This is a genomic window from Actinomyces sp. 565, from assembly GCF_010365615.1.
Classification (GTDB): Bacteria; Actinomycetota; Actinomycetes; order Actinomycetales; family Actinomycetaceae; genus Actinomyces.
Map to the genome: position 1 here is coordinate 1 of NZ_PIZD01000015.1, position 17,601 is coordinate 17,601.

At 70.0% G+C, this 17,601-nt stretch carries 15 protein-coding genes; 10 read left to right on the forward strand and 5 right to left on the reverse strand.

Annotated elements, in window-relative coordinates; all coding sequences use genetic code 11:
* Positions 1–147 precede the first annotated feature (147 nt).
* The 9 genes from folE (at position 148) to panD (ending at position 9,517) form a co-directional block, all read left to right on the forward strand.
* Positions 148–726 (forward strand): GTP cyclohydrolase I FolE, encoded by a 579-nt coding sequence (folE, locus tag GZ997_RS03020; protein ID WP_162678806.1) that lies wholly within the window; start codon positions 148–150, stop codon positions 724–726.
* A gap of 77 nt (positions 727–803) precedes the next feature.
* On the forward strand, positions 804–1,676 hold the full coding sequence (gene folP, locus GZ997_RS03025) for a dihydropteroate synthase (protein ID WP_343212254.1): 873 nt from the start codon (positions 804–806) through the stop codon (positions 1,674–1,676).
* The gene (gene folK, locus GZ997_RS03030; RefSeq protein WP_162678807.1) at positions 1,673–3,448 is read left to right on the forward strand and encodes a 2-amino-4-hydroxy-6-hydroxymethyldihydropteridine diphosphokinase; all 1,776 of its coding nucleotides are present in this window, start codon (positions 1,673–1,675) and stop codon (positions 3,446–3,448) included. The genes folP and folK overlap by 4 nt, the downstream gene beginning before the upstream one ends.
* A complete protein-coding gene (locus tag GZ997_RS03035; RefSeq protein ID WP_161925463.1) occupies positions 3,448–3,933 on the forward strand; it encodes a DUF3180 family protein in 486 nt (161 codons plus the stop codon). Before folK ends, GZ997_RS03035 begins: the two co-directional genes overlap by 1 nt.
* Before the next feature lie 85 nt (positions 3,934–4,018).
* Positions 4,019–5,023, forward strand: a complete 1,005-nt coding sequence (locus GZ997_RS03040; RefSeq protein ID WP_162678808.1) for a DUF2520 domain-containing protein — start codon at positions 4,019–4,021, stop codon at positions 5,021–5,023.
* A gap of 57 nt (positions 5,024–5,080) precedes the next feature.
* The gene (gene panC / locus GZ997_RS03045) at positions 5,081–6,082 is read left to right on the forward strand and encodes a pantoate--beta-alanine ligase (protein WP_162678809.1); all 1,002 of its coding nucleotides are present in this window, start codon (positions 5,081–5,083) and stop codon (positions 6,080–6,082) included.
* A 316-nt stretch (positions 6,083–6,398) separates the two neighbouring features.
* A complete protein-coding gene (locus GZ997_RS03050) occupies positions 6,399–6,923 on the forward strand; it encodes a PH domain-containing protein (RefSeq protein WP_162678810.1) in 525 nt (174 codons plus the stop codon).
* Positions 6,920–8,905 (forward strand): PH domain-containing protein, encoded by a 1,986-nt coding sequence (locus GZ997_RS03055; protein WP_162678811.1) that lies wholly within the window; start codon positions 6,920–6,922, stop codon positions 8,903–8,905. The genes GZ997_RS03050 and GZ997_RS03055 overlap by 4 nt, the downstream gene beginning before the upstream one ends.
* A 156-nt stretch (positions 8,906–9,061) precedes the next feature.
* Complete coding sequence (gene panD, locus GZ997_RS03060) at positions 9,062–9,517, forward strand: aspartate 1-decarboxylase (protein WP_161924873.1); 456 nt, start codon at positions 9,062–9,064, stop codon at positions 9,515–9,517.
* Positions 9,518–9,799: 282 nt separating this feature from the next.
* Here the strand turns inward: panD and GZ997_RS12590 are convergent, their stop codons facing one another.
* Positions 9,800–10,738 carry a hypothetical protein gene (locus GZ997_RS12590; RefSeq protein WP_238994219.1) on the reverse strand — a complete coding sequence of 313 codons (939 nt, stop codon included), beginning with the start codon at positions 10,736–10,738 and terminating at the stop codon, positions 9,800–9,802.
* Between the two features lie 294 nt (positions 10,739–11,032).
* Here GZ997_RS12590 and GZ997_RS03070 point away from each other — a divergent pair, with 294 nt between their 5' ends.
* A complete protein-coding gene (locus tag GZ997_RS03070) occupies positions 11,033–12,703 on the forward strand; it encodes a lysine--tRNA ligase (protein WP_162678812.1) in 1,671 nt (556 codons plus the stop codon).
* Between the two features lie 131 nt (positions 12,704–12,834).
* Here the strand turns inward: GZ997_RS03070 and GZ997_RS03075 are convergent, their stop codons facing one another.
* The 4 genes from GZ997_RS03075 to GZ997_RS03090 all read right to left on the reverse strand — a co-directional run bounded on the left by GZ997_RS03075 (position 12,835) and on the right by GZ997_RS03090 (position 17,199).
* On the reverse strand, positions 12,835–13,425 hold the full coding sequence (locus GZ997_RS03075) for an HAD family hydrolase (RefSeq protein WP_162678813.1): 591 nt from the start codon (positions 13,423–13,425) through the stop codon (positions 12,835–12,837).
* Positions 13,426–13,643: 218 nt separating this feature from the next.
* Positions 13,644–15,866 (reverse strand): FtsX-like permease family protein, encoded by a 2,223-nt coding sequence (locus GZ997_RS03080; protein WP_161924871.1) that lies wholly within the window; start codon positions 15,864–15,866, stop codon positions 13,644–13,646.
* The gene (locus tag GZ997_RS03085; protein ID WP_161924870.1) at positions 15,863–16,678 is read right to left on the reverse strand and encodes an ABC transporter ATP-binding protein; all 816 of its coding nucleotides are present in this window, start codon (positions 16,676–16,678) and stop codon (positions 15,863–15,865) included. The genes GZ997_RS03080 and GZ997_RS03085 overlap by 4 nt, the downstream gene beginning before the upstream one ends.
* Positions 16,675–17,199 carry a PadR family transcriptional regulator gene (locus tag GZ997_RS03090; RefSeq protein ID WP_161924869.1) on the reverse strand — a complete coding sequence of 175 codons (525 nt, stop codon included), beginning with the start codon at positions 17,197–17,199 and terminating at the stop codon, positions 16,675–16,677. Before GZ997_RS03090 ends, GZ997_RS03085 begins: the two co-directional genes overlap by 4 nt.
* Between the last annotated feature and the right edge of the window lie 402 nt (positions 17,200–17,601).

The following is a 17,601-nucleotide window of genomic DNA, read 5'->3' on the forward strand; positions in this document are numbered from 1 at the left end:
CGCCGCGCCCGCCGAAGCCGCCCCGGCCGCGACCGGAGCGCAGCCCGCACCGGGGCCCGACGCCGTCGGCCCCGACTCGGCGGACGCGCCGCAGGACGCGGGAGGCGCCTCTCCGGACGCCGATCGCCAAGAGGAGTGGCGGCAGTGGTGAGCGCCGCCTACGACGCCGACGGCGTGCGACGCGCCATCCGGGACCTGCTGACCGCCGTCGGGGAGGACCCCGACCGTGACGGGCTGAGTGAGACCCCGGACCGCATCGCCCGCGCCCTGGAGGAGATGTTCTCCGGGCTCGGGCAGGATCCGGCCCGCCACCTGGAGACGGTGTTCGACGCCGACCACCAGGAGATGGTGCTGGTACGGGACATTCCCCTGTACTCGGTGTGCGAGCACCACCTGCTGCCCTTCCACGGGGTCGCGCACGTCGGCTACATCCCGGGCGAGGACGGCCGCGTCACGGGCCTGAGCAAGCTCGCCCGCCTGGTGGAGGGCTACGCGCGCCGTCCGCAGGTGCAGGAGCGGCTCACCTCCCAGATCGCCGACGCCATGGTGGAGCGGCTGGGCGTGCGCGGCGTGATCGTGGTGATCGAGGCCGAGCACCTGTGCATGTCCATGCGCGGCGTACACAAGCCCGGCGCCAACACCATCACCAGCGCGGTGCGCGGTGCGATGCGGAACGCCGCCACCCGTGCCGAGGCCATGAGCCTGGTGCTGGGCCGCCGTGCCTGAGCGGCCGTATTCGATCTCGTTGCCCCCGAAATCCGGGGGAACTGGGCGGTGTCCTATAGCCTGGGGGCGTGAACGCGATACCCATTACGGCCCCGGCGCCGCTGCCGCAGGCGCTTGCGGCGGCCTCCGCGGCCGGGCGCACCCTGGTGATGGGCGTCGTGAATGTCACCCCAGACTCCTTCTCCGATGGCGGCCGCTGGGACACCACCGAGCTCGCCGTCGCGCACGGGCACCAGCTGCTCGCTCAGGGCGCGGACATCCTCGACGTCGGCGGCCAGTCCACCCGCCCGGGCGCCGACCCGGTGACGGGGCGGGAGGAAAGCCGCCGGGTGCTGCCGGTTATCGAGGCGCTGGCCAAGGCGGGCGCGGTTGTCTCGGTCGATACCCTGCGCGCCGAGACGGCCGCCGCCGCAGTCGCCGCCGGCGCGCAGATCATCAACGATGTCTCCGGCGGGCTCGCCGACCCGGAAATGCACCGCTCCGTGGCCGCGGCGGGGGTCGTCTACATCTGTCAGCACTGGCGCGGTGACCCCGCAACCATGGACGCGCTGACCGATTACGGGGCCGCGGGCGTGGTAGCCGGGGTGGAGGCGGAGCTGCGCGAGCGTCTGTCCGAGCTTGACTCCGTCGGCGTGCGCCCGGAGCAGATCGTGGTGGATCCGGGCCTCGGCTTCGCCAAGACGCACGCGCAGTCGTGGCAGCTGCTAGCCGCTACCGAGCGGCTCAGAAGCAGCCTGGGCCGCCCTGTCCTGATCGGCGCGTCGCGCAAGCGCTTCCTCGCCGCCGCCACCGTTCCCGAGGCCGCCGCCGACCCGCTCGCCCGGGACGCAGCCACCACCGCCACCAGTGCCCTGGCCGCCGCCGCCGGCGCCTGGGCTGTCCGGGTCCATGAGGTCCCGGCCAATCGAGACGCCGTCCGCACCGCTTCCCTCTGGAAGGAACACCGATGAGCACCACTCAAGCCAACCCCGACAGGATCACGCTGAGAGGCCTGTCCGCCCGCGGCTACCACGGCCTGCTCCCCTTTGAGCGCACCGAGGGACAGCTGTTCACCGCTGACGTCGCGGTGTTCCTAGGGGAGCGCGGCACGGCGATAGCGGCCGTCACCGACTCAGTGACCGATGCGGTCAACTACGCGGACGTGGCCAAGGCGGTTGTCGGCATCATTGAGGGTGAGCCGGTCGGGCTGATCGAGACACTGGCCGAACGCATCAGCGACGCCGTACTCGCCTTCCCCCGCGTGACCGCGGTGGAAGTGACGGTCCACAAGCCCCAGGCGCCGCTGGATGTCGCCTTCGACGACGTGTCGGTCAGCATTTTCCGTGACGCTGACTCAGCTGCAGACGCCGCCGCGGACGCGCTCGCGGTAGCGCCGCCCATTGGCGCGCCGGAGCCGGCAGCAGCTCCGGCTGCGGCACTGGAGCCGGAGGCGGCCCCGGTTGCGGCGCCCGAACCGGAGTGGTCGGCATCCGCTCCGCTGGGCGCGGCGCCGACGCCGGAGCCCGCCGTTGAGGCCCAGGCAGAGGTCCAGGCAGCGGAACCGCCTGCGGAGCCGGTGGGCGAGACCGAGGCGCCCGAGCCACTAGCGGCTCCGCCGTCGCCGCCGGAGGCACAGCCCGGCTCCGACGCCGCCCTGCCCCTTCCGCCTCAGCCCAGTGCGCCGGAGCCGGTCTTCGCCGCGCCGGTGGACGCGGCCCCGCCGGCTGGCGCACCACAGGCACCCGCCGCGCCCCAGCCTTACGCCGCGCCGGCGCCCCAGCCGCCGGTCGACCCGCTCACCGTGCGTCCGCAGGCCCCCGCAGCTGTGGTGATCGCGCTGGGCGGTAACGTCGGCGGTGTGGTGCCCGCCCTGCGCACCGCGGTGAACACGCTGCGGCAAACCGATGGGATCACCGTCACCGCCGTCGCCCCGCTGGCACGCACGGCCGCCGTAGTGGCGGACGGACAGGACCAGCCCGACTACCTCAACACGGTGGTGCTGGCTACCACGACCCTCTCCCCGCGTGAGCTCCTGGGCGTGTGCCAGGGACTTGAGGCTGCGGCCGGACGCGTACGCACACGGCCGCAGGGCCCGCGCACGCTGGACGCGGACATCATCACCTACGAGTCCGTCAGGTCTGCGGACCCCGAGCTCACCCTGCCGCATCCCCGCGCCGCCCAGCGGGCCTTCGTGCTGGCCCCGTGGGCACAGGCCGACCCCTTCGCCGAGATCGGTGACCAGTCAGTGGCCGCCTTGGCGGAGGCAGCCCCGGACCGTGATGGCGTGCGCTGGCTGGCTCTCGACTGGCTGGACTCCGATCACCTGCCCGCCCTGCCGACTGGGCAGTACGTCGCCCCGCCGGAGCCCGCGGAGGGCGCCGAGCAGGACGAGCCCCACAACGAGGCCCCACAAGCGGCGCCTGCGGAACCCGGGGATCCAGCCGCTCCGGTTGCTCCTGCTGCACCAGCCGCTCCTGCCGCGCCTGCCGCTCCTGCCGCGCCTGCCGCTCCTGCAGCACCCGGGGAGCCAGCTGCTCCTGCTGCGCCTGCGGGTCCTGCCGCACCTGCTGCACCGCAGCCCGCCACGCCCGGGGAGCCCGCCGCTCCCGCTGCACCAGCAGCCCCCGCCGCACCGAGCTTCCTGGGCGGCGCGATAGGCGGCAATGGTGACGACGATGAGCGCGCCTGGGCCGCTCCGCCCAATTGGAACGACGTCATCGGCCGCAACGGCCAGGGCATATGATGCGCCGCACGCGCTGGACGACGGTCCTCGCGTGCTTCATCGGTCCCGGTGTGCTCGCCTGGGCGGCATCGGATCTCATGCTGCGCCACCTCGGCTGGGTCGTCTCCCTGACGCCCTGGGGGGCGGCGGTCGCCATCGCCATCGCAGCGATCGTGCTGATCGCGGGCTTGGCGGTGCGGCGCCTGCGTGAGCACGAGCCCACCTGGATGACCCCAACGGGGGCCGCCACCACGGCGGCCGCCGCGCAGGCATCCGCGCGGGTCGGTGCCGTCATCGGTGGCGTATACGCCGGAGGCCTCGCCGTCGCACTACTCCACCTGGACTCGCCGGCAATGACGTCCCTGGCGCGTTCGGCCGGCGCCTGCCTGGCGGCCTGCGTGGTGTGGACCGGCATCGGCCTGCTGGTCGAGCACTGGTGCGCGATCGGTGAGGATGATGACGACGACCTGCACTCCGGGTCCTCCCCGCATGGCAGCACAGCTTGAGCAGTCGCCGGGAGGAGCAGACCGGCGAACAGGACCCGCACGACGGCACTCGGGGCACACTCGCGTGCCGTGAGAGCATCGCCTCATGCCCACGACTCCCGGCCTGCCCCCCGACGCCGCCCCCGGCCCCGAATCATCAGCGACTCCTCTGTCCCGCCCGGGTCGGCCCGGCCGGCTCGGAGTCGGCATCATCAGCGCCGGCCGGGTCGGCGCGGTGCTCGGCTCCGCCCTACGCGCGGTGGACCACCAGGTCATCGGCGTGCACGCCGTCTCCGAGGCCTCGCGTGAGCGTGCCGAGCTGCTTCTACCCGGCGTCCCCCTGCTGGACGTGGAGAATATTGTCGAGCGTTCCGAGCTGGTACTCCTGGCCGTCCCCGACGACGCCCTGGCAGACCTCGTCCAGGGCCTGGCCGACCTCGGGCGCTGGCAGCCCGGACAACTAGTGGTGCACACCTCCGGCGCATACGGCGTAGGCGTGCTCGAGCCGGCTCGCCGCTGCGGCGCCATCCCACTCGCCATCCACCCGGCCATGACCTTCGGCGGCTTCTCCACCGACGTGGCACGTCTGGTCGGCTGCCCCATGGCCGTTACCGCCCCCGCCGCCGTACTGCCGATCGGGCAGGCGCTCGCAGTAGAACTGGGCGGGGAGCCATTCGTCCTGCCGGAGGACTCCCGGCCCGCCTACCACGCCGCCCTCGCGCACGGCGCCAACCACCTGGTGACGCTGGTGAACCAGGCGGTGCGCATCCTCTCGGCCGCCGGCGTGGAAGATGGCGCCGCCACCCTCGCCCCGCTGCTGTCCACCGCTCTGGATCGCGCCCTGAGAGAGGGCGAGGCAGGCCTGACGGGGCCGGTCGCGCGTGGCGACGCCGGCACGGTCCGTACCCACCTGGCGGCCTTGACCAAGCTGCGCGACGCCAACGGGCAGCGACTGGACGACGTCGTCGCCACATACCGGGCGCTCGCCCAGGTCACCGTGACGCGCCGCGAAGAGACCGGCGCACTGGGTGCGCAACAGGCGCGTGCGCTGCGTGAGGCCCTGGACGAGCCGCCGGAACCGCCACAAGCGCCCGCTGAGCCCGCCGGCTAGCGTTGCGCCTCAGGATCAGGCGGCGCAGGCAGGAACCGGATCATCTAGCGTTGGGTCATGACCGTCTCGACCACCCCGGACACGTCCTCCCACGCCGCCAACACCGTTCTCGCCCGGACCCGGGAGGAGCTCGCCGCAACCCTGGCCGAGGACGGCGCCCCGCGCGCCGTCGTCATGACCATGGGTGCCCTCCACGAGGGCCACTTCGACCTCGTGCGCGAGGCGGCCCGCCGCGTAGGGGCGGGCGGCACCGTCGTCGTCACGATCTTCGTCAACCCGCTCCAGTTCGCGCCCGGTGAGGACCTGGACGCCTACCCCCGCACCCTGGAAGCCGACCTGGACGGCCTGGCCGCCGTCCTGACGGGGGCTGACGGGGCACTTTCGGTGGGGCGCCTGGTGGTGTTCGCCCCCACCCCCGAGGTCATGTACCCCCACGGAGACCCGCAGGTGCGCATCGACCCCGGTCCGTTGGCAACCGTCCTGGAGGGCCGCACCCGCCCCACCCACTTCGCCGGGGTGTGCCAGGTGGTGCTGTCCCTGATGCACCTGACCGCGCCGCGCTGGGCCATGTTCGGCCGCAAGGACGCCCAGCAGCTCGCCGTCGTGAAGGCCATGGTGCGCGACCTGGCGGTCCCCGTTGAGATCGTCCCCGTCGACATCCGCCGCGAAGCCGACGGCCTGGCCATGAGCTCGCGCAACGCCTACCTGTCCGACGTTGAGCGTGGCCGGGCCCTGGCCCTGTCCCGGGCGCTGGAGGCGGGGCGCGCGGCCGCCCGGGACGGTGCGAGCCCGGCCGCCATCCGTGCCGCCGCCCAGGAGGTGCTCGAGGCCGAGGCCGGCGTGGAGGTCGACTACGTCGCCGTCGTCGACCCCGACTCCTTCACTGACCTGGCCGGGGCGGGACTCGGCCTGGAGCCCCAGAACCAGCAGGAAGCGGGCCGGGCGGGCACCGGGCAGTCGGAGAACACGCCCGGCCAGCACGCCCACGGCCTGCTGGCGCTCGCCGCACGCGTCGGCACCACCCGCCTGATCGACAACACGCTCGTCGAGCTGGGGTGAGTCCGCCGGCCCGCCGCGGGCCAGGGCGGGCGCCGGGTGCCGTCGGGCCCGGGCGGGCGGCACCACCCGGGGACCCGGACGGCACGAGGCATTCGGAGTCGCCGGCAGCAAGTCTGAACGGCGCCACCCAGGAGTCCGGCGGCATGAGGCATTCGGAGTCGCCGGTAGCAGGCCTGAACGGCGCCACCCAGGGGCCGGGCGGCACCCTGGCAGGAGCCGCGGCGGAAGTGGGTCCTACCGTGGGAGGATGCGGGTGCTCGCGCATGGTTGCGATGCTCGGTCTCGGTCCGACACGACACATCGCGTCAGGAGCAGCATGTACCCTTCCTCCCCTTCCTCCCCAGACTCCGCGCCTACAGCAGCCGATCCCTTCACGCCTGCAGGCATCCGCTTCCGCCCGGTCTCCGCACGCCTGAGCACCGCCCGCCTGGTGCTGAACCTGATTCTCAACGCGGTACTCCTGATCGGCTTCCTGGTTGCCGGAGTCTGGGTAAGCCCCTGGTTCCACATCGGGGCCGTACTTGCCGTTGTACTTACGGTGTGGGAGGCCTGGCTGATTCCCCGACAGGTGCGGGCCATGGGGTACGCCATGGCTGACGAGCACCTCCTGTGGCGCAAGGGCATCATGTTCCGCCACATCAGCGTGATCCCTTATGGGCGTATGCAGTTCGTGGATACCTCCCAGGGGCCGCTGGCCCGCCACCTCGGTATTGCGGAGGTCAAACTGCACACGGCGTCGGCCTCCACCGACGCGACCATCAACGGGTTGCCCATCGCCGAGGCGGAGAGCCTGCGGCGCGTGCTGTCCGAACGCGGCGAGCAGAGGATGGCGGGACTGTGAACGTGTTTCCAGCTGCCTCCGGCGCCTCCGGCCTGCCGCAGAACGCCTCCGGCCTGCCGCAGAACGAATCCGCTCAGTCACATAGCGACGCTGCTCCGCTCCGCGGTGGCGGACGGCGTCGGGGAGGAGCCCGGCCCCGCGGCACCTCCCTGCCCGATGCCCGGCGCCAGAACGCCCAGGAACGGGGCATCTCTCTGCCGCCGGACGCGCAGTGGTCTCGGGTGCACCCCATCACCCCGCTGCTGGAGGGCTGGAAGATCGTCGGGGCGGTGCTGGCCTTCCTGCTGTGGCAGAACATCGAGTTGATCCTGGAGGCGTATTCGGCTGTTCAAAGCTACCGGGGCGACCTGCCGTCCAACCTGATCCTGAGCGTTGGGCTGGGAATGGTCGGCGTCCTGGCGGTCATTGGCCTCGGTCTGTGGCTCTCCTGGCGGATGCGCGCATACGCCGTCGACCATGACGCCGTCTACCTGCGCACGGGCGTCCTCAACCGTCAGCTGCGCACCGCGCGGCTGCCGCGCATCCAGTCCGTCGACATCATCCACCCGCTGCTCGGCCGTATCTTCGGGCTGGGGCGGCTGAAGGTGGAAGTGGCCGGCGGCAGCGACTCGCACGTTCTGATCGGATTCCTGCGCACGCCCGAGCTGGAGGAGTTGCGCGATCGGATCCTGTCGCTGGCGGCCGGAGCCCAGCTGTATGGCGAGGGTGAGGCGCTGGAGCCGAACACGACTGCGGGTCCGGGGATGGAGCGGTTTGGCGAGGTCGGCGAACCGTATGGGGATGCGGGGCCGCGCAGTCGCCTCGTTGACTCCGACGGGGCGGCGGGACCGGTTTCCGCGGGGCGCGGGATGCGTGCCCCCGGGGAGCCGGGGCGCGTACCCAGGGAAGCGCCCGGCGTTGGCGGGGAACAACTCGAGGGAGCCGCGGCGGGCCGGTCGGTGCCCCGCGGATTCGAGGACGCCGTGGCCGCGCAGCCGATCCCGAAGGAGCGGCTGTCCGCCGCCGAGCACTACCTGTATGAGGTGGACTCCCGCATCCTGATCGGCTCCATGCTCCGCTCCGGAGTGACCCTGGCGACCGCCGCGGTGCTGGTCGGCTTCCTGGTGCTGGTAGCCGTGTGGCTGAGAATCGAGGCTTTTCAGGACACCAGGGCGCTGGCGGTGTTCTTCAGCGTGCTGCCCATGCTGACCATACCGCTCGGTCTGGGGGCTTACGCATGGAGCCGCTTCGACAAGGGGTGGCGCTTCCGCGCCGCGGCCACGCCTGCGGGGATTCGAACGCGCTTCGGGTTGACTGCGGAGACCTCCTCCACACTCCCTCCTGGCCGGGTGCATGGCGTGCAGATCGAACAGGGGCCGCTGTGGCGTGGGCCCGACTGGTGGCGAGTGGAGGTAAGCGTTGCCGGGCGCAGCGCCGCCGAGGTCAAGTCCTCCGGGGTAGAGGACACCGGGGCAAATGTGCTGCTGCCCGTGGGGCGGCGCGAGACCGCCCTGCGGGCACTGTGGCTGGTGGTGCCCGACTTGGGCGTCGCCGATCCGGATGCATTTCTGGAGGTGGCTCTTACCGGGAGCGATCATGACGGGGTGGGCGATGTGGACTTGGATGCCGGCGCCGCAGGACGCGGCTTCATTCGCATCAGCCCGCGCGGGCGTCCGTTTTCCCCGCTGGCCTGGCGGCGGGAGGCCATAGCCCTTACCGACACCTGCGTGGTGCTCAGGCTGGGCCGTTGGTGGCGCCGCATCAGCGTGATCCCCTACGAGCGCATCCAGTCGCTGCGGTTGGTGCAGGGGCCGCTGGCGCGGCGGCGCGGCCTGGCCGCGCTGCATCTGGACATGGTGGATGCGGAGATCGGCCGTTCCTTGAGCAACCTGGACCTGAACGATGCCGCCAGCATTGAACGCGTCATCTCCGAGCGGGCGCTGCGGCGCAGACGCGAAGAACGGCTGGACCGCTGGCTCGCCCGCGCCACCGAGGTCGGTTGATCTTCCCGCCGAGGCCGGTTGAAGTTACGTGCCGAGGTCGGTTGAAGTGGCGTGGCGGCCCGCTCCTTACTGTCCAGGGACCGTTGTCCTCCTCACGCTGTCTTCTCTGTCACGACACTGCGTTGGGCCAGTCTGGTGCGTCTACGCTTGTGAGCGATGAGTAGTCGCACTAGGACGATGATGACGTCCAAGATTCACCGCGCCACAGTGACGCAGGCCGACCTGGACTACGTCGGCTCGATCACCGTGGACGCGGATTTGCTGGACGCGGCGGACCTGCTGCCCGGCGAGCGGGTGGACATCTGCGACTGCACCAACGGCAGCCGCCTTTCCACGTACGTCATCCCCGGCGAGCGCGGCGCGGGGGAGATCTGCATCAACGGTGCCGCCGCTCACCTGGTCAGTCCCGGCGACATCGTGATTCTCATCGGCTACTCCCAGCTGAGTGATGACGAGGCCCGCAACTATCTGCCGCACGTGGTGTTCGTTGATGAGAACAACCAGATTGTCGAGCGCGGCACCGAGCCCGGACAGATTCCCGCGGACTCCGACGTAGCCCGCCTCCAGGGCTTGCGGTCCTCTGGTCTGCCCCTGGCTGCGGTGCGTGACTGAACTGCGCATTGCTAACTGTTGGGCAAGTCGAGCCGATGCCGTGTCCTCGTTTCCCGACGGCACTAGCGGACCATACGGAGCCGGATCTCCTGTTGAGCGCCACCGCTGACGGTTCGCGCACGTTGGGAGTAGGGGCGGCGCACGCTTAGGGATGAAGACTCCGGCGTGCGATATACCCAAATATGGCTAGATTCCAGGGAAAAGTGATGGTTGCCCGAAAATCGGGGCGGTTGGTTGATGTAGCTCCAGCGTGCGCCGACATCCTCGGCGCACGCTGGAGGCTTAGTGCGCCCCCGCGGCCTGACAAAGATTCCGCATAATTCCGGGGTTTTGGGGAAGGGCAACGCGAACTGAGCGTGCGGCGCCCAGGATCGCCTGCGCGACTATGCGGCGAATACGCTCCTCTCCGGCCGCGACATCCTGTCCGGTCAAGCGCACGGGCACGTAGCCGGCGGCGAGCGCAGCCTGGTCGCGATGGCGATCAAGCGCAAACTGCTCGTTCGACGAGTGGAACTCCCAGCCGTCCGTCTCTACGATCAGCCATCCCTCAACCAGCATGTCAACCTCCCCTATCCCCTCGACGATCACCCCGGTGTCCACCGACAGGTTGATGTCACGTAGTGCGAGCCTGGTACGAGTCTCCAGAGGGGACCGCGTAGCAGGTTCTGCGCGTTCCAACCGTTGTTTGGCCTTGGCGCTGTAACGCCCGGTCAGAAGCTCCGCGACTTCCGCTTTCGTGGTGTCGCCGCGGTGGAGTGCAGCATCCGCAACGCATATGGCGTCGAGCTCATCAAGGCATTTCAGGCAGCAGGCTACGACCTCGGCCGGAACCACCAGGGGGAAGCCGTCCACAGTCATCGGTGTGAGTTGTGTTTTCCGATGCACGACTACGTCGCTCAAGTCACGGTGCGGGCTCGATCTGACTCCGCGATTACTGGGCACCGCCAGGTGCAGCGATTCGGGCTTGCCCCACATGGGGTAGCCGAGTACCTCGGCGGCGCTCGCGCAGGTCAGGTGCGCTCGAAACTGCCTGCACTTGACGATGCGTGGATCTGTTCCTGGGATCGCGAGGAATCTCGGTGCGGGGCGGTAGAGCAGCTCGGCCGCGAGGGCGGCCTCGACGGCGCGCTTGTCCTGCGCACCGCGGACGACCTCATCGTCGTACGCCGCGCCGTTCAGGGTAGCGACGCGTTCCAGCAGGAGCTCGAGCTTGATGTCCATGAACGAATGATGACCTCGTGCCCGCCGAGTCGTGTAGCCCCAAGCGCCTGCCTGTGGATAAGGCTCCAACAGCGGCGGAGAGCAGTCGTAACCTGTGGATGAAAGTATGTGCGAGTTCGCCGGGCCTCGGCCCAGATGTGGGACGGGACAACAGCTTGGGCGAGTGACCGTCCTGGCCAACACGGTCGTGCCAACCAGGCGGAACGGGGCGGTCGCAGCCACGGTGGCCGACACCGGTGAAGCCGGTGGTCGCCGGGTGTGGGGCGCTCGGGCTGAGCGGTTAGACTCGCGCGCGTGAGTGAAGCCCTCGACAACCAGCAGACTTCCGCGCCGCAGGCCGCCGAGCCGAGCGCATCCCGGCCCGAGCCCAGGCAGGCCGCCCCGTTGTCGGGCGACCAGTTCCGGATCAGGTCCGACAAGCGCGAGCGCCTGCGCGAAGAGGGTTGGGAGCCGTACCCGGTTTCCGTGCCGCTGACCACCACGATCGCCGCCGTGCGCGAGCGCTACGGCCACCTCCAGGCCGGCGAGGAGACCGAGGACGTCGTGGGGGTCGCCGGGCGCGTGGTCTTCCTGCGTAACACCGGTCGGCTGTGCTTCGTCACCCTGCAGGACGGTGCCGGCGCGACTCTTCAGGCGATGCTGTCGGCTAAGTCCCTGCCGGGCGAGGGCCACTCGAGTCTCGCTGCGTTCAAGACTGATGTCGACCTGGGCGATCACCTGTTCGTCCGCGGGCACGTGGGCGCCTCCCGCCGCGGCGAGTTGTCCGTCTTTGCCGAGCCGGAGCTATGCGCGGACGCCGACCCCGCGGACCTGACCAACCTGGGTGACGACGCCGTCGCCACCCCCGCGTGGCGCATCGCCTCCAAGGCACTGCGGCCCCTGCCCAAGACTTGGACCAACGAGGCCGGTGAGGCGGTGACGCTCTCGGAGGAGCAGAGGGTGCGGCGTCGGGAGCTGGACCTGCTCACTCGCCCGGCCGCCCGCGACATGGTGCGCACGCGGGCCGCCGTCGTGCGCAGCCTGCGGGAGAACTTCTACGGGCGCGACTACGTCGAGCTGGAGACGCCGGTGCTGCAGGCGATTCACGGTGGCGCCGCCGCCCGGCCGTTCGTCACGCACATGAACGCGCTAGACATGGACCTGTACCTGCGCATCGCCACCGAGATCTACCTCAAGCGGGCCGTGGTCGGCGGAGTGGACCGGGTCTTCGAGATCGGCCGGATCTTCCGCAACGAGGGCATGGACTCCTCCCACTCCCCGGAGTTCGCGGCCCTGGAGGCCTACGAGGCCTACTCCGACTACAACGGCATGGCCGAGCTGACCCAGAACCTGGTGCAGCAGGCGGCCCGCGACGCCTTCGGCCTGAGCGAGGGCGAGGAGATCGTGCGCCTGGCCGACGGCACCGAGTACGACCTGTCCGGCCAGTGGCGCAGGCTCGACCTGTACACCTCCGTGTCCGAGGCGGTGGGGGAGGAGATCACCGTCGCCACCCCCCGCGAGCAGCTGGTCCGGATTGCGGAGCGGCTCGGCCTGGAGGTCGACGACTACGCCGTGGCCGGCAAGATCGTGGAGGACATCTTCGAGGAGACGGTCGGCAACGACCTATGGGAGCCGACCTTCGTCTTCGACTTCCCCGAGGACACCTCCCCGCTGACGCGCTACCACCGCTCCCGTCCGGGACTCACCGAGAAGTGGGACCTGTACATCCGCGGCACCGAGACGGCTACCGCCTACTCAGAGCTGGCCGACCCGGTCATCCAGCGCGAGCGCTTTGAGGCGCAGGCGCTGGCCGCTGCGAAGGGGGACCCGGAGGCAATGGTGCTGGACGAGGACTTCCTGGTGGCCATGGAGCAGGGCTTCCCGCCTTGCGGCGGCATGGGCATGGGTGTGGACCGGCTGCTTATGGCCCTGACCGGGCAGGGCATCCGCGAGACCATCACCTTCCCCCTGGTGCGGCGGGGCTGAGTCGGCCGGGCGGGTCGAGTCGGCCCGCCCGACGACGACGCGCACCTCCCACGGTTCGGTCGCGCCGCGCCGGGCGCATGGGGCATAGCGGCAGTCGGTCAGGCCACGCTCGTGAGTGGGCGTACTTCTCGTCACCGCTCAAGGAGCGCGGGCAGTTCACTCAGCGACTTGATGCAGCCCTGGATGCGGCTGATGTCGGACCGGTCCAGGTGGAACGCCCGCCAGCCTGCGGCGCGTGCCCCGAGCACGTCGATTTCGACGTCGTCGCCGATGTAGGTGAGTTCCGCGCTCGATGCGTTGAGCACCTCGGCTGCCCGGTCTAATGCCTCCCGGTGAGGTTTTGCGGCCCCTAAGGAGTCGGAGGTGAGCACGCAGGAGAAGAACTTGCGGACGCCGATCCGCTCAAGCTTTAGCTCCTGCTGCCGGTCCTCACCATTGCTGAGCACCGCGAGCTTGAAGCCGCGGTTGCGTAACTCCTCCAGGCACGGCAGCGCATCGGGGTAGGCCCGCCAGGCACGCTCGTACTCGGCCAGGTAGGACGTGAAGAGCCGGTCCAGCTGTGCCTCGCCGCCGACAGTCTGCCCCAGCGCCGTGAGCAGCTCCGCCATGCGGAGGTGTCGCTGCTCGGTAAAGCTAATGTTCCCGTCTCGCCATGCCGTGAAGTGCTCCTGCTCTGCCCGAATCCAGGCGTGGTGCAGCGACGGCGTAGGGTCGATCCCCATCAGGCGAAGAAAGTTGTCCAGGGCGTCGTCTGCCGCTGCCCTGTGGCCATGAGCGTCCCGTCGATGTCAAAGACGATGACCGTGCCGGTCATGGGGCGATCCTCCTGATGATTCATAACGGACCACATCGCGATTCCTGTGCGTTGTTTACTACGCGCGCTCCGCGCTCATGCGTGCCCATTATTCGACGCTTCAGGGGAAGCGGATGTGTCGGTAACTCACTCGAACCGTACCGTCGTGGAGGCAACCATCCGGGACGCCGCCCGCGTGCTCGCCAACACGGCGACGCCGACCAGTGCCAGACACGCGCCGAGCACCACGTAGTAGGAGGCCGCAGGCCAACCGACTCCCCGCGACGAGATACCGACGATGACGATCCACGCCGTGTACACCGCCGCACCGATGCACAGCGCCAGCACGGTGATCACGGGGAGCAACATCTCCCAGGCGGTGGCCCGCCGCAGGGTCTGGTGGGGCATCCCGATCAGCCGCAGCAGTGACAGCACTCGTCGTCGTGCCAGCAGTGAGGAGACCGTGGACACCGCCAGCGCCGCCGCCGACACCCCCGCGGCGATGAGTATGCCGATATAACCCAGGGCGGCGAACTGGTTCTCCAGCGCGGAGTCGGAGGCGACCACATTGTCGAAGCGTGAGATCGGGTAGTGGGTCAGCCCTTCACCCATGGCGGTCACCACGGCGGTGCGCGCCCGCTCAACCGAGGCCGCTTCGCCGTCGGTGGCGACCAGCAGCGTGGCCGCGGCATCGGTCTCGGGAGCGGTAAGCGGTCGCGGATCCGCGACGTCGTTGACGAGCCAGTCCCAGGACACGCTCACCCACTGCGAGTCCATGGTCGCGCCCGAGGAATCGGCGTTGAAGGCGCCCAGGGCGCGGGCGTCCGCCGTCCGCAGGGCGAGCCGCGGGGAGGTGTCCTCGGCGCCATACGGCGCCTCCCGGGCGACGACGACGGCGCTCACGCCCTCGACCTGCGCGATCTGCGGGGCCGCCTGCTCGAGCGCGTCCGCGGCGCCGGGCTCGGGCAACGTATACAGCGTCGTCGGCGCCAGGTAACCACTGCCCTGGTTGAGTTCCGGGGTGCCGGCCGCGGCGGTGACGGCTACAGCGAACAGTGTCACCGCGTACACGGCGACGACGAGGCCGCCGACGGCGCGGAAGGCCGCCCTGGGATGCTGGACCATCCTGCCCAGACCGATCACCTGCGCCGCGTTGCGGGCGCGGCGTTGCACCAGGCGAGCAGCCCATGAGGTCAGCAGGGGACCGGCCCACAGCAGTCCCAGCATGGTCAGCACGAATGAGGCCACCAGCAGAGGGGCGATGGGAATGTCAACGGCTGTTCCTTCACCGGTGTCTACGGCGTTGGCGAGAACCCGCACCGCCGTCAGTCCCGCAAGACCGAGCAGCAGGGGCAGGAGGGAGAGTAGACGCGGCGGGCGTTCGCGGCGTTCGCGGGAGGCACCCAAAGGGCCGACATCGGCCCGCAACGTCGTCCACCAGGTCACCACCGCCGCCATCAGGGGGATGGCGACGACGGTTGCGCCGATGACTCCCGGCGAGGTCAGCAGATCGCGTGGGAAGAAGGTCGAGGAGCCGATCTCGATGCGTGCCGCCAGCGGGATGAGGAAAAGATACAGGACGACACCGAGCAGTGCTCCCAGCAGGGCCGTCACGGCGGTCTCCGCCGCGGCGATCCGCGCTACTCGTCCAGGAGTGGCGCCGATCAGCCGCAGGGTGGCGAAGCGCTCTGCGCGCTGAGCCGCACCGAGACCGGTGACGATGGCGATCAGCAGCAGCACCGGTACCAGCACGGCGATCGCTCCGATGATGGCGACGATCCGGTAGGCCGTGGAGGCGTAGTCGTAGCCGATGAACTCGGTAACCACTTGGGGAGCGCTCATACCCTCCCACGCCAGCACGCGTGACTGCTCCACCCCGAGCACCAGTACCAGGGAGTCCGGCCCCTCGATAGCGTCGTCGGACAGGACTCCCACTTGCTCGCCGTAGCGCTCGCCCAGCTGGTCTGCCGGCGCGGCATCGATGAGTTCGGCCAGGGCGGGGGAGGCGAGGTACTGGCCCGGGTGGGGGACGACGTCGGAGCCGGGGATCCGCACCCGGGTGTCCGGTGTGGCGGCGACCATGAGGATGGTGATCAGGTGATCCTCGTAATGGTCGATGTCCGATACGGCGGCGGCCGTCTCCGGCGTTAAGACGGTGTCCGCCGCCAGTACCTGCCTCACCCCCGGATCAGTCACCATCAGGTCGGTCCAGGTAGAGCGCTCCGAACGCACCCCGAATGCTTGTCCGGCGGCGGCCAGCAGCAGGAAGAGTGCGACGCCGATCATGACGCCCGCGGTAATACCCGCAAGACGGCGGCGAGCGGCACGGTCTCCGGCCACCACCAGGCGGGTCAGGGGGAGCGTGGTCATCGTGCCTGCTCCTCGCCGTCGGACCGAGCTGCGACGAGCAGGCCGTTGTTGAGGCTGACGCACCCGTCGCGGATGATCACCTCGCGGTCGGCGTAGGCGGCGACGCGGGCGTCGTGAGTGACGATCACCAGAGCGGAGCGCGCCGCACGCGCGGCCTTGAGCAGGGCGCCCATCGTCTGCTCGGCGGCCAGGGAGTCCAGGGAACCGGTGGGCTCGTCCGCGAACAGGATGCGCGGCGAAGTGACCAGGGCGCGGGCGACGGCGACGCGTTGTGCCTGCCCGCCCGAGAGTTGCGTGGGCAGCTTGTGCTCGTGCTCGCCCAGGTCGAGGGCCGTCAGTTGGGTATGCGAGCGTTCCAGGGCCTCCCGGCGCGAGACGCCCGCCAGCAGTAGCGGCAGCGTGACATTGTCCAGCGCCGACAGGTCCGGCAGGAGTTGACCGAACTGGAAGATGAAGCCGAACTCCGCGAGGCGCAGGCGGGCGCGTGCGGCCTCGTTCAGGGTGGCAACGTCGCGGCCGCCGTAGAGCACGCTGCCGGCGTCGGGTGTCAGCACTCCCGCCAGCACGTGCAGCAGCGTGGACTTGCCCGACCCGGAGGGGCCGGTAATGGCCAGGACCTCGCCCGCGGCGATGTCGAGGTCGATGCCGCGCAAGGCGCGGGTGGCGCCGAAGGCAAGCTCCAGTCGGCGCGCCCGCACGATCACCTCGGGTGCCGAGGCGGGGGAGGACGTGGATGAAGCGGCTCCTGTAGGCGCTGCAGACGGCAGGGCTGAAACGGATACGGAGGATGAGTCTGAGGGTGCGGTGCTCATGCCCGAACCTCCCGGCGCAACTCGTTGAGGCGGGCAGCGGTTAGGTCGATCCAGCGCAGGTCCGCCTCCAGGTGGTAAAGGGCGTGGTCGGCGACGAGGATCGTGTGCAGGTCGGCCCCCTCCTTGCGGCGGGTGAGCTCCCGCATGCGCTGGGTGTGGGCGGCGCGTTGCAGGTCCAGGAGGTGCTCGGCGTCGTCGTCGAGCAGGATGGCGATGATGGTCTTGGCAAACAGGTCGGCCTGAATGGAGTCGGAGGGGACCTCGGGGCTGCGGATCCACTCCTCCACGGCGGCGCGTCCGGTTTCGGTGATCTCGTAGCGTTTGCGTTCCGGTCCGGCACCGGCTTCGGCGCCGAGCTGGACGATGAGACCGTCGCGCAGCAGTCGGGCGAGGGCGGCGTAGACCTGGCCGAATGCGAGTGGTTTGGTGTCGGCGAACCAGCGGTCCCAGTGCGTCTTGAGGTCGTAGCCGTAGCCGGGGCCGGTGCCGAGTAGGCCGAGAAGCGTGAGGCGGGTATCCATGAGTGTGACTATACACGCGAAGTATACCTGTGGCGTGTAGATGAGTGTGGGTCGGTTGGGCGCTCGCTAGCCGAAGTTCGGCTGAGCAAAGTGTCCGCGATTGGCATGAATGTCCGCGGATGGCCCTCTCGCGTCTTGCGGAGCCGTTGGGATCGTGCGGTTTGGAGGCGGCGCTGGTTCGGGGTGGGGTGGGGTTTGTGCCGTTCATGGACATCTTGGACAGTTGCGGTGGCTGTGGTGCCTCTGGCTGGGCCCGCCCGGGTGGTGTGGGTGGGTGGGTTTAGTGTCCTTGTTGGGTTTCGGCTTGGTCGGTGAGGTAGGTGGTGGTGCGGACGATGTTGTATGGGGTGGTGGTGTTGGTGGTGGTGATGGTTCCGGTGATGGGGGTGGTGGTGCCGCCTG

Bases quoted from the DNA above. Each gene is read 5' to 3' on its own strand.
- folK (WP_162678807.1), top strand. From the start codon at position 1,673: ATGAGCACCACTCAAGCCAACCCCGACAGGATCACGCTGAGAGGCCTG.
- GZ997_RS03035 (WP_161925463.1), top strand. From the start codon at position 3,448: ATGCGCCGCACGCGCTGGACGACGGTCCTCGCGTGCTTCATCGGTCCC.
- GZ997_RS03040 (WP_162678808.1), top strand. From the start codon at position 4,019: ATGCCCACGACTCCCGGCCTGCCCCCCGACGCCGCCCCCGGCCCCGAA.
- panC (WP_162678809.1), top strand. From the start codon at position 5,081: ATGACCGTCTCGACCACCCCGGACACGTCCTCCCACGCCGCCAACACC.
- GZ997_RS03050 (WP_162678810.1), top strand. From the start codon at position 6,399: ATGTACCCTTCCTCCCCTTCCTCCCCAGACTCCGCGCCTACAGCAGCC.
- panD (WP_161924873.1), top strand. From the start codon at position 9,062: ATGAGTAGTCGCACTAGGACGATGATGACGTCCAAGATTCACCGCGCC.
- GZ997_RS12590 (WP_238994219.1), bottom strand. From the start codon at position 10,738: ATGGACATCAAGCTCGAGCTCCTGCTGGAACGCGTCGCTACCCTGAAC.
- GZ997_RS03075 (WP_162678813.1), bottom strand. From the start codon at position 13,425: ATGGGGATCGACCCTACGCCGTCGCTGCACCACGCCTGGATTCGGGCA.
- GZ997_RS03080 (WP_161924871.1), bottom strand. From the start codon at position 15,866: ATGACCACGCTCCCCCTGACCCGCCTGGTGGTGGCCGGAGACCGTGCC.
- GZ997_RS03085 (WP_161924870.1), bottom strand. From the start codon at position 16,678: ATGAGCACCGCACCCTCAGACTCATCCTCCGTATCCGTTTCAGCCCTG.
- GZ997_RS03090 (WP_161924869.1), bottom strand. From the start codon at position 17,199: ATGGATACCCGCCTCACGCTTCTCGGCCTACTCGGCACCGGCCCCGGC.